The sequence below is a fragment of the uncultured Chryseobacterium sp. genome (assembly GCF_913776365.1).
Classification (GTDB): domain Bacteria; phylum Bacteroidota; class Bacteroidia; order Flavobacteriales; family Weeksellaceae; genus Chryseobacterium.
On sequence record NZ_CAJYMO010000066.1, the window covers coordinates 1 to 10563 of the forward strand.

12 protein-coding genes are annotated in these 10563 nt (G+C 43.5%); 5 read left to right on the forward strand and 7 right to left on the reverse strand.

Features of this window, described 5'->3' with window-relative positions; genetic code table 11:
* From QZ735_RS03425 to QZ735_RS03445, 5 genes are all read right to left on the reverse strand, one after another.
* The coding region (locus QZ735_RS03425; protein ID WP_294244210.1) for an amino acid--tRNA ligase-related protein at nt 1-734 on the reverse strand (734 nt) is incomplete at its 3' end.
* Nucleotides 735-975: 241 nt separating this feature from the next.
* Nucleotides 976-1182, reverse strand: coding sequence for a helix-turn-helix transcriptional regulator (locus QZ735_RS03430; protein WP_146942061.1), 207 nt, complete (start codon nt 1180-1182; stop codon nt 976-978).
* 3 nt (nt 1183-1185) lie between these two features.
* Complete coding sequence (locus QZ735_RS03435) at nt 1186-1785, reverse strand: DUF2975 domain-containing protein (RefSeq protein WP_294244217.1); 600 nt, start codon at nt 1783-1785, stop codon at nt 1186-1188.
* A 6-nt stretch (nt 1786-1791) separates the two neighbouring features.
* On the reverse strand, nt 1792-2217 hold the full coding sequence (locus QZ735_RS03440) for an ankyrin repeat domain-containing protein (RefSeq protein ID WP_294244219.1): 426 nt from the start codon (nt 2215-2217) through the stop codon (nt 1792-1794).
* 34 nt (nt 2218-2251) lie between these two features.
* Nucleotides 2252-2809, reverse strand: a complete 558-nt coding sequence (locus QZ735_RS03445; protein WP_294244222.1) for a DUF2975 domain-containing protein — start codon at nt 2807-2809, stop codon at nt 2252-2254.
* Nucleotides 2810-3054: 245 nt separating this feature from the next.
* Between QZ735_RS03445 and QZ735_RS03450 the strand changes: the two genes are divergently transcribed.
* Nucleotides 3055-3177, forward strand: coding sequence for a 30S ribosomal protein THX (locus QZ735_RS03450; protein WP_294244224.1), 123 nt, complete (start codon nt 3055-3057; stop codon nt 3175-3177).
* Nucleotides 3178-3236: 59 nt separating this feature from the next.
* Here the strand turns inward: QZ735_RS03450 and QZ735_RS03455 are convergent, their stop codons facing one another.
* Both QZ735_RS03455 and QZ735_RS03460 read right to left on the reverse strand, forming a co-directional pair.
* Nucleotides 3237-3902 carry a DUF937 domain-containing protein gene (locus tag QZ735_RS03455; protein ID WP_294244227.1) on the reverse strand — a complete coding sequence of 222 codons (666 nt, stop codon included), beginning with the start codon at nt 3900-3902 and terminating at the stop codon, nt 3237-3239.
* A gap of 86 nt (nt 3903-3988) precedes the next feature.
* Entirely contained in the window at nt 3989-4498 is a 510-nt protein-coding gene (locus QZ735_RS03460) for a DUF2480 family protein (RefSeq protein WP_294244229.1), read from the reverse strand.
* Between the two features lie 148 nt (nt 4499-4646).
* On the opposite strand from QZ735_RS03460, the gene lpxB reads away from it, so the two are divergent.
* From lpxB to QZ735_RS03480, 4 genes are all read left to right on the forward strand, one after another.
* Nucleotides 4647-5750 carry a lipid-A-disaccharide synthase gene (gene lpxB / locus QZ735_RS03465; protein WP_294244232.1) on the forward strand — a complete coding sequence of 368 codons (1104 nt, stop codon included), beginning with the start codon at nt 4647-4649 and terminating at the stop codon, nt 5748-5750.
* Between the two features lie 141 nt (nt 5751-5891).
* The gene (locus QZ735_RS03470) at nt 5892-7673 is read left to right on the forward strand and encodes a ComEC/Rec2 family competence protein (protein WP_294244235.1); all 1782 of its coding nucleotides are present in this window, start codon (nt 5892-5894) and stop codon (nt 7671-7673) included.
* Between the two features lie 141 nt (nt 7674-7814).
* Nucleotides 7815-8477 carry a succinate dehydrogenase cytochrome b subunit gene (locus QZ735_RS03475; RefSeq protein ID WP_294244237.1) on the forward strand — a complete coding sequence of 221 codons (663 nt, stop codon included), beginning with the start codon at nt 7815-7817 and terminating at the stop codon, nt 8475-8477.
* Nucleotides 8478-8493: 16 nt separating this feature from the next.
* Nucleotides 8494-10506, forward strand: coding sequence for a fumarate reductase/succinate dehydrogenase flavoprotein subunit (locus QZ735_RS03480; RefSeq protein WP_294244240.1), 2013 nt, complete (start codon nt 8494-8496; stop codon nt 10504-10506).
* Nucleotides 10507-10563 lie beyond the last annotated feature (57 nt).

A 10563-nucleotide genomic window follows, 5' to 3' on the forward strand; every position in this document is an offset into this window, starting at 1 on the left:
TCCTGCTCCACGAAAGCCATTTCACAGTCGATTTGGGTAAACTCCGGCTGACGGTCGGCTCTTAAATCCTCGTCACGGAAACATTTTACGATCTGGAAATATTTATCCATTCCGCCAACCATCAGCAATTGCTTAAAGGTCTGGGGAGACTGCGGCAATGCATAGAACTGTCCCGGATTCATCCTGCTCGGCACCACGAAGTCCCGTGCTCCTTCAGGGGTGGATTTGATTAAAACAGGGGTTTCCACTTCAATAAACCCGTTGTCGGAAAGGTAATTCCTTACTTTCTGTGCCATTTTGTGACGGAAGATCAGTTTGTCCCTTACCGGTGCTCTCCTGATATCCAGGTAGCGGTATTTCATTCTCAGCTCTTCACCGCCATCGGTTTCATCTTCGATAGTGAAAGGCGGAAGCTGGGATTCATTGAGAACCGTTAGCTTTTCCACTAAAATTTCAATTTCCCCGGTTGGGATATTGGGATTCTTGCTAACCCTTTCAATCACTTTTCCGGTTACCTGGATCACGAATTCACGGCCCAGTTTTTTGGCATTTTCCATCAGTTCCGCAGTAGAACGTTCCTGGTCGAACACCAGCTGGGTAATTCCGTAACGATCCCGGAGATCGATCCAAATCATAAATCCTTTGTCCCGGATGGTCTGTACCCATCCCGAAAGCGTAATTTCTTCATTAAGATTTTTCAGAGACAATTCTCCGTTGGTGTGCGATCGAAACATAAATTATTGGTTTAAAGTTCAAGGTTTAAAGTTCATTTCCGAACTTTGAATTTTCCGTGGGCAAAGATAAGATTTTTGAAGGTTTTTAACACAAAAAAACTCCCCGAAGGAAGTTTTTGTCTGAGTTTTCATGGCAACAGTGGTTTTATTCCATATTTAAAGTCATATGATGTATAAAGGTGTATAATGATTGTCTTGCCATTCCATTATTGTATTCAACATGGATTGTCTATACAGCATTTCAATCTTTCACATATTCCAGGATGTCTCCCGGCTGGCAGTCCAGGGCTTTGCAGATGGCTTCCAGGGTAGACAGTTTCACGGCCTTTGCCTTTCCGGTCTTCAGGATGGAAAGATTGGCCTGGGTAATCCCGATTTTTTCGGCAAGCTCCTGTGACTGCATCTTGCGCCGGGCGAGCATGACATCTACATTAATGATAATCGGCATCTCTTAAATCGTTAAATCAACCTGTTCCTGAAGCTCCAGACCTTTCTTGAAAAATTCCACAATGAATAACACCAGAGCCCCGAAGAATAAGAAAAGAATTACATTATAACCTGGCGATATCAAGGTTTTTACCGTAAAGGGGATCATGGCCATGACAACGGTGGCATACAGAATATTGGTCCACCCGAATCTTTTAAGGCACAACAAGGCCTGGGTATTAAAAACCTGTTCTCTGCTGATTTCCCTTAAAAACCGGTAACCCGTGAATAAAAACACAGTAATGAAAATGATATTGGAAATAAAATTTAAAATACTGAAGGTACTGAATATCCCGGTCAATAGATTCTGGCTGGTAAAAGGAACGAAGATTTTAAATTTTATCATACCATCCATCGTCTGTGTCCATTGGTTTTTCGCCCAGCCGACATCTGTACCGGTGATAAAAAAGTCTGAAAGAATGGTATTTCTGGTTTTAAAGTTATAGGTCAGAACAGCAAACCCGATAATTTCGTAGATGCACTGAACGGCAAATAAAATAAAAAGCACAAGCAGAAGATAACTTAAATATTGTGAGAGCGAGTTTTTTCCGATAATTTTTATCATATCAATTTATTTTAAAAGGTCGATCATTGCAGGCTGGTTGTATTTTTCGGCATAATTCAGTGCGGTAAAACCTTTATCCGTTACCGTTTCTTTTTTCGCTCCGTTTTCGAGAAGTTTTTTTGCCATCGCAAGATCTCCGTATTTTGCAGCAAACATCAATGGCGTTTTACCATCGCATATTTTTTCCAAATCTGCTTTGTTGTCGATAAGCTTCTGGAAAATACGGGTGCTTTTCATTTTAATGGCCAGAGCCAGTAACGTGTAGGCATTGTTCTCCGTCTTGAAACACGAATTGATACTTTCGCCGTTAACCAGGTCTGAAAACCGCGCAACGTTATCGAATTTCAGGATCTGCTTCTGGTCACTGTTCAGTTCCTGCGCGGAAATAAGGCCGCAAAACAGGAGAGACAGGATACATACTGCTTTTTTCATAGTTATTATAAATTAGAATTTTAGTTGAAGATAGTTAAATAACAAGATCGCTTTCATCCTGCATCCTTTTCCCTTTCAGAAAGATTTCTTTCATCAGGATAAAAATAAATCCGGTCACGATAAAGATAAGTGGTTCGGTGAGATCAGGCTGCTGAGGTGAGATCAGGAGATTGATCAGGGTATGGATGATGCCGAAGGAAAGAAGCCCGAAGCCTAGGATCTTAAAATTCCGGACCGCCTTACCGGTGAAAAAATGGTCCCGCGAAAGCTCAAGCATAATCCTGAAAACCGCAACCAGGATAAAATTGATGGAAACAACTCCCAGGAAAGCCAGTAAGATTCCCTTTGTTGAATTTTCGGTATTCAGAACCATGCTTCCAAATGGGTATTGGAACTGAACCATGTGATGAATGTTTCCATGGGCTGCATTTTCCACTGCTCCTGACGAAATGAAACGGTTGGTTTCCCCGGTAAGCAAGTAGAAGACCAGCAGGCCCGCGATCCAGAGGGAAGCGGCACCGAATCCGGCGGTATAGATCCCGAAGGGATACCGCATCCACCAAAGAAGGGATTTCTTTCCTGTAATTTTCATGATGTTTATTTTTATTTATTGCAAATGTATAAATATTTATTGTTTTACAATAAATATTTTTCGTAAAAATTAAAATTAAATTTGGGTTTACTTTAATTTCTCTTATTTATCCTGTGCATTTTAAACGCGCCGTCTATTTCCGGAAGCGGGTTTTTTATAAAAATTTTAACAGCCCGGGTTTTTATCTTCGCAGCATATTTTTTAAATTCGTAGTTAATCAATCAATCAACAAAACAATTTACATTATGGGAAAAGGAGACAAAAAATCCAAGAGAGGCAAAATCAATAACGGGAGCTATGGAAAAAGAAGACTTAGAAAAGCTTCAAAGCCTGCGGCTGCTGCTTCTGAAGATAAAGCCAAAAACTAAAATAAAAAGGGCTGAGAAAACTTTCTCAGCCCTTTTTGATATTACAAAATTAAATTAAATTATTTTCCTAAGAAACTGCCTAAGATATCTCCGAGCCCGCCTCCGCCTTGCTGCTTTTTCTGATCATTTCCACCCAGTACATTACCGAGAATGTCACTTAGCGGATTTCCTGAGGACTGTCCATTATTGCCTCCGCCTAAAACGCTTCCTAAAATATCCTGAAGCGGATTGGACTGCTGGCCCTGGCTTTGTCCCGCACCGGCTGCATTTCCGAGAATACCGTCCAGTAAACCTCCAAGGCCACCGGCTCCTACATTGCTTTGCTGTTTTTCTTTACCGATGTATCCCATAATTACCGGTGCCAGCATCGCCAGTACAGGCCCGATCTTATCGATGGAAATTCCTGTGTTTTCGGAAAGTTTGTTTTCTACATTCTGTTTATCGTTGCCGAAAATGTGGTTCAGGATCGATCCGCCTTCCGCTTCACGGGATTCCAGTTGGGACGGATCGTTCAGAATGCTTCCGTCGTGGTCTTTATCCAATGCTTTGTTAAGCGATTCCGCTTCCGTACTGTTTTCCGATTTTTTTCTCAGGTACGATATAATCAGTGGGGCTGCCACTGCCAGTAAGGCAAGAACCTGATTCCTGCTGATCCCGAATTTATTTTCTGCCCGGTCCACCACCTGGCTTCCGGTATTTCCTGTAAGTAAATCAATAAGGCTCATAATCAATGTCCGTTTAATAGTTATAGACCATCCGTACCAAAAACTATTCCTCAACAGATTTCCGTAAGAAATTTTACAGTCCGGATTTAATTCTTCAGGATAGGGACGTTGGAACAGGCCTCACCAAACATGAGTGATTTTACGATCGGCTGCAGCTGTTCTACCAGTTCTATATAGGCATTTTCCGGGATTGCTTTATCCGAACAGCCTTTTACCAAGACCCGCTTTCCTGTCATTTCATCAAAATCATAAGTCTGGATGGCATTATGCATCAGGATGACTTCAAGATCCTTACGGTTTCCGAATACGATTTTTTTAGTCACCTCCGTTAATTTTGCCGTAATCAGGAAATAGGCCCACAGCGGAACAATGGCATCGGCAGAATTGTATACATAGACATACGCATCGCGGTAATCCTCTACATCAATGGCAGCTACCTTTTCCCGGAAGTCCTTTTCTTTAAGGATCATTTCCATAAAAAGGAAGTCCTTCAGGTCGATTCCTTTTCTCTGGCCTTTCGGCAAAAGATCCGTAAGATCAAAATTGATGAGGCCGCTTTCCGCAACTTTATTCCGGATTTCAAATTCTTCTGACATTTTTTATCATTATCTTTGAACAAATTTACAAATTAAGATCATACATTATCTTATTTTGTCTCTATTCCTTTCATAGAAAGCTCCCATGATCCGTCAGAAAATACAGGGAACGTTCCGTGATACCGGAAAACAAAAAAGAATTCAGGAAATGAACTATTATATTATCGCAGGAGAAGCTTCGGGAGATCTTCACGGGAGCAATTTGATGAAAGCTTTGTACCGGAAAGACCCGGATGCGCAATTCCGGTTCTGGGGCGGAGACCTGATGGCTGCCCAGGGCGGAACCCTGGTAAAACATTACCGTGACCTTGCTTTCATGGGATTCCTGGAGGTTGCAATGAACCTGCGTACCATTCTCAATAACATTAAATTCTGCAAGGAAGACATCAGGAAGCATATGCCGGATGTGCTGATCCTGGTTGACTACCCGGGATTCAACCTCCGGATTGCCAGATTCGCCAAAGAGCTTGGGATAAAAGTCGTATATTATATTTCCCCGCAGCTATGGGCATGGAAAGAGGGAAGGGTGGAAATCATTAAGAAATATGTGGATGAAATGATGGTCATTCTTCCGTTTGAAAAGGATTTTTACAAAAAGCACGGTGTGGATTCCCATTTTGTGGGCCATCCGCTGCTGGATGCTATTTCTTCGCTGGAAGACCTCCGGACAGAAGATTTCAAATCGGAAAACGGCCTGAATGAAAAAGAAATCATCGCTTTGCTGCCCGGCTCCCGGAAGCAGGAGGTCGAGAAAATGCTAGAAATAATGCTTTCGGTGAGGCCTTATTTTAAAGAATACCAATTCGTGATTGCCGGGGCACCCAGCCTGACAAAGGAGTTTTACGGGAAATATGTGGACGAAAATGTGCATTTTGTCTCCAATAAGACCTATGACCTGCTGAGGTGTTCTAAAGCAGCGCTCGTCACTTCCGGAACGGCCACCCTGGAAACGGCACTCCTGAATGTACCTGAAGTAGTCTGCTACCGCGGGAGCAAAGTTTCTTATGCCATTGCCAAGAGGCTGGTAAAAAACATTAAATACATTTCCCTGGTAAACCTGATCATGGACCGCGAGGTGGTGAAAGAACTCATCCAGAACGATCTGAATACGGGTCAACTTGCAGAAGAGCTGAAAAATATCCTGGAAACTGAGAAAAGGTTTCAAATATTCAGGGATTATGAACTGCTGAGAGAGAAATTAGGAGGGAAAGGGGCAAGCGACCAGGCGGCAGAAGTGATTCTGAAGGCTTAACTTTTAACCGGAATTCTCAATTTGTTTGAAAATTTTAACCCATTTCCGGTTTGTGAAAGAAAAGCAGCTGGATTTTATCCTGTTTTGAATTTCTGATTTGTGATTTTTATTCCGGATGTTTATTTTTGGATACCACAAATTTTGGAATTGAATAAACAGCCGCTTCTTATCCTGGTTATCTGCCTGATCCTTGGAATTGTATTTCAGGAAAAATTCCGCTTTCAGAAAGAATGCATCCTCTTCATTGGGGGATTCTGCCTGCTGGTTCCGGTCTGTACTTTTTTCATATCTTACCTGCTCCATAAGGCCAGGCCTTACCTGCTGGCATCCATGTTCTTCGGAATCGGAATGCTGCTGCACTTTTTCAATTCACCATTCTTATTAAAAAAAGAGATCCCTGCCGGTAAGGAGGAAACCATCATCTTCAGGATTTCCAAAAAACTGAACTCCAGTGAAAAATACCGGAAATATGAAATAACGGCAAAAAAAAGGAAAGAAGAGTTCAGCGCGGTGCTTTCTGTTCCCAAAACTGAGGGAAACCTTGATTTTAAACATTATTATCAAACCCGTGCGTATCTTTCGGAACCCCTGCCGCCGCAATATGATTTCCAGTTTGATTATGCAAAATACCTGCAGCGTAAAGGTATTGCATATCAGTGCTATGCCAAGGGCAATATAGAATCTGTGGAACGGGATGATCTCGGCATCGGCGAAAAGCTGGCGCAGAAAAGGCTGGAGGTTATCACCGGTATAGACCGGACCTCCGTTTCACCGGTGTCACGGGAGTTTCTGAAAGGGATTATCCTGGCGGACCGCACGGAAACCAGTACGCAGACCGTACAGGATTTCAACCGTTCGGGGCTGGTGCATTTCCTGGCTATTTCCGGAACCCATATCGTGATTATTTTCGGGTTGATGCATGTTGTGCTGATCCGGATACTGCCGGTGAACTTCAGGAAAGGGGCCATCGTTTTAAGCCTTCTATTCATCTGGCTGTTTACCGGATTTATTGGTTTTGGAAGCTCGGTAGTCCGCTCTGCCGTTATGCTGAGCGTTTATTTTATCTATGTGCTTTTGCAAAGAAAGCCTGATCTGCCGCATTCGATGGCACTGGCGGCCCTGCTGATCCTTATTGCCGATACGCAGCAGCTTTTCGATATCGGTTTTCAGCTGAGCTTTCTCGCTGTATTGGGGATTTACTGGCTGAATCAGCCGATCCTGAACCGTTTGCCAAGGCGCAGCAACTGGTTTAAAAAGATTGTTTTCAATACGGTTTCCCTGTCGCTTGCCGCCCAGCTGGCCACCCTGCCGCTGGTCCTATATTATTTCCATCAGTTTTCTTTTGTTTCCGTTCCGGCTAATTTTTTTATTGTTCCGTTCTCTGAACTGGTGATTGTGTTCTCCTTTCTGATGACAGCCCTTATTGCCCTTGATCTTGATCTGGATTTCATCAATACGGTGTATGACCATCTCATTCAGGTGCTGCTGAAAATAATCCACTGGTTTGCCGGATTCGAAGGTTTGTATTTTGAAAATATGGCGATGAATGGCTGGGAGGCTGCTGCCTTCCTGATGGTTGTATGGATGTTGAGATGGGTCATTAGCAAGCCTGACCCCCGGAACTGTTCAAAGTTTATCTTCTTTGTTTCTCTCTTTCTCGTGGTGCGGTGCACTTTTTCCTTTTTTGAGTATCGTAGAAGTGAAGTGTTGGTTCACCGGTTTTCAGGAAGCACGGTGGTTTCTGTGAAGAAAGGGAATGCAGCCTGTTTCTGGCTTGGAAACGGCGTGGAGGAACAGAAAGCAACGCGGTACCTGATCCATCCTTACTGCGCTTCCAGGCGGGTTAAGGTTATTGAAGTAAAAAAGCTTCCTGCGGGGTCAGGCAAGCTTGTTTTCAGCGGTAAAATTTACAGTCTCGACTGATTGCTCTGCATTTGTTTTTCCTTTATTTATAATATTTTAGCTGTTATTTAGAAACATTACAAACTGGCTTTTTGTGAGATTTCTCACTTTTTGTTGTAGTCAACATTTAGTAATTTTGTGGAAAATCAAATGTAAACTTATATGGCAGGTTTAACGAGTTCTACGATAGGTAGAAAATATGCTATGGCATTGTCGGCAATTTTTTTGCTGATCTTTCTGATAATGCACCTTACTGTAAACTTTTTGTCGGTTTTTGGTGCGGATGCTTACAATAATGCCTCAGAGTTCATGGGGTATAATCCTCTGATTCAGTTTGTGATGCAGCCGGTGCTGATTGCTGCTGTCATCTTCCATTTCGTAATGGGGTTTGTGCTGGAAATAAAAAACCAGAAGGCACGTCCGATCAAATACGAATCCAACAATCCTTCCAACAATTCCACCTGGATGTCCAGAAACATGATCATCTCGGGTGCCGTAGTTCTGGCATTTATCTTTCTTCACATGTATGACTTCTGGTTTCATGAGATGAACTATAAGTACATCGACGGATTGCCGGTAGAAGAATCCCGTTTCTGGGGAGATCTGCATGCCAAGTTTGAAGATGCCTGGAGAGTGATTATCTATGTTATTTCATTTATTCTGCTGGGGCTGCACTTGGGACATGGTTTCCAGTCTTCTTTCCAGTCGATCGGGGCAAGACACCCGAAATACACGCCGGTGATCATGGCTTTCGGAAAATGGTATTCCATCCTGATTCCGGCAGGTTTTATTTTCATCGCAATTTTTCATTTTGTAACTCAATAATATCAATATACCAATTATGAGTAAATTAGATTCAAAAATTCCGGCAGGTCCTTTAAAGGATAAGTGGAAAAATCATAAAGACCATATGAACCTTGTTGCCCCGAACAACAGAGATAAGATTGATATTATTGTAGTGGGGACAGGATTGGCAGGTGGTTCTGCAGCAGCTACCTTAGCAGAGCAGGGTTATAATGTAAAGGCATTCTGTTACCAGGATTCCCCGAGAAGGGCACACTCGATTGCTGCGCAGGGAGGTATCAATGCCGCTAAAAACTATCAGGGAGACGGTGACTCTACCTACAGATTGTTCTATGATACCATCAAAGGGGGTGACTACAGAGCAAGAGAGGCCAACGTATACAGACTGGCTGAAGTTTCTGCCAATATTATTGACCAGTGTGTTGCACAGGGGGTTCCGTTCGGAAGAGAATACGGAGGTCAGCTGGACAACCGTTCATTCGGGGGTGTTCAGGTAAAAAGAACGTTCTACGCAAAAGGGCAGACCGGTCAGCAGCTGTTGCTGGGAGCCTATTCTGCCATGAGCCGTCAGATCGGTAAGGGAAGAATCAAAATGTATAACCGCCATGAAATGATGGACCTGGTTATTGTTGACGGAAAAGCGAGAGGGATTATCGCAAGAAACCTGGTGACGGGAGAAATCGAAAGGCATTCGGCTCACGCTGTGGTAATTGCCTCAGGAGGATACGGAAACGTATATTTTCTTTCTACAAATGCCATGGGATCCAATGTTTCCGCAGCATGGAAAATCCATAAAAAAGGAGCGTATTTCGCAAACCCTTGTTATGTACAGATCCACCCGACATGTATTCCGGTTCACGGAACACAGCAATCTAAACTCACGCTGATGTCCGAATCACTACGGAACTCCGGAAGAATCTGGGTTCCTAAGAAGATTGAAGATGCGGAAGCCATCCGTGCAGGTAAATTAAGGCCTGAAAATATTAAAGAAGAAGACCGGGACTATTACCTGGAAAGAAGATATCCTGCATTCGGTAACCTGGTACCAAGGGACGTTGCGTCAAGGGCTGCCAAAGAGCGATGCGATGCCGGATTCGGAATTGAAAACAATGATACCCACGAAGGGGTTTACCTTGATTTCTCCACGGAAATCATGAAAAAAGGAAAAGAGGCTGCCATCGAAAAGCATATCCAGAACCCTACCGACCAGCAGTTGTATGATCTGGGAAGAAGATGGGTAGAAGAGAAGTACGGTAACCTGTTCGTCATGTACGAAAAGATTACAGCTGATGATCCTTACCGGACGCCAATGAAAATTTATCCTGCCGTTCACTACACCATGGGAGGTGTTTGGGTGGATTACAACCTTCAGTCTACGATTCCTGGATGTTTCGTTGTAGGGGAAGCCAACTTCTCAGACCACGGAGCCAACAGGCTGGGAGCTTCCGCGCTGATGCAGGGACTTGCCGATGGATATTTCGTGCTTCCTTACACCATTGCCGACTACCTTTCTGCAGATATCAGAACAGGTACCATCCCTACCAATTCCGCTTCATTTGATGAGGCTGAAAAAGAGGTGAAGGAAAAAGTGAATTTCTTCCTGAATAACAAAGGAACCCATTCGGTAGACCATTTCCATAAGCAGCTGGGCCACATCATGTGGAACAAAGTAGGAATGGGAAGGACACCTGAAGGCCTGAGAGAAGCCATCCGCGAGATTGAAGCGGTAAGAGCCGATTTCTGGAAAAACGTGAAGGTTCCGGGCGATAATGACGGAATGAACACGGAGCTCGAAAAAGCGTTCCGGGTAGCCGATTTCCTTGAGCTGGGCCAGCTGATGGCAATCGATGCATTGCACAGAAACGAATCCTGCGGAGGACACTTCCGTGAAGACCATTCCACACCGGACGGAGAAGCAGAAAGAGACGATGTGAATTACAAGTATGTTGCAGCCTGGGAATATCAGGGGAAAGACATCAACCAGGAAGTGATGCACAAAGAGGAGCTGATCTACGAAAACATCGAGGTTAAAACAAGAAGTTACAAATAATCTCCAACCTATAAATATATCATTATGAGTTCAAAAAAAGGCTTACATCTTACGCTG

Bases quoted from the DNA above. Each gene is read 5' to 3' on its own strand.
- QZ735_RS03430 (WP_146942061.1), bottom strand. From the start codon at position 1,182: ATGCCGATTATCATTAATGTAGATGTCATGCTCGCCCGGCGCAAGATG.
- QZ735_RS03435 (WP_294244217.1), bottom strand. From the start codon at position 1,785: ATGATAAAAATTATCGGAAAAAACTCGCTCTCACAATATTTAAGTTAT.
- QZ735_RS03440 (WP_294244219.1), bottom strand. From the start codon at position 2,217: ATGAAAAAAGCAGTATGTATCCTGTCTCTCCTGTTTTGCGGCCTTATT.
- QZ735_RS03445 (WP_294244222.1), bottom strand. From the start codon at position 2,809: ATGAAAATTACAGGAAAGAAATCCCTTCTTTGGTGGATGCGGTATCCC.
- QZ735_RS03450 (WP_294244224.1), top strand. From the start codon at position 3,055: ATGGGAAAAGGAGACAAAAAATCCAAGAGAGGCAAAATCAATAACGGG.
- QZ735_RS03455 (WP_294244227.1), bottom strand. From the start codon at position 3,902: ATGAGCCTTATTGATTTACTTACAGGAAATACCGGAAGCCAGGTGGTG.
- QZ735_RS03460 (WP_294244229.1), bottom strand. From the start codon at position 4,498: ATGTCAGAAGAATTTGAAATCCGGAATAAAGTTGCGGAAAGCGGCCTC.
- lpxB (WP_294244232.1), top strand. From the start codon at position 4,647: ATGAACTATTATATTATCGCAGGAGAAGCTTCGGGAGATCTTCACGGG.
- QZ735_RS03475 (WP_294244237.1), top strand. From the start codon at position 7,815: ATGGCAGGTTTAACGAGTTCTACGATAGGTAGAAAATATGCTATGGCA.
- QZ735_RS03480 (WP_294244240.1), top strand. From the start codon at position 8,494: ATGAGTAAATTAGATTCAAAAATTCCGGCAGGTCCTTTAAAGGATAAG.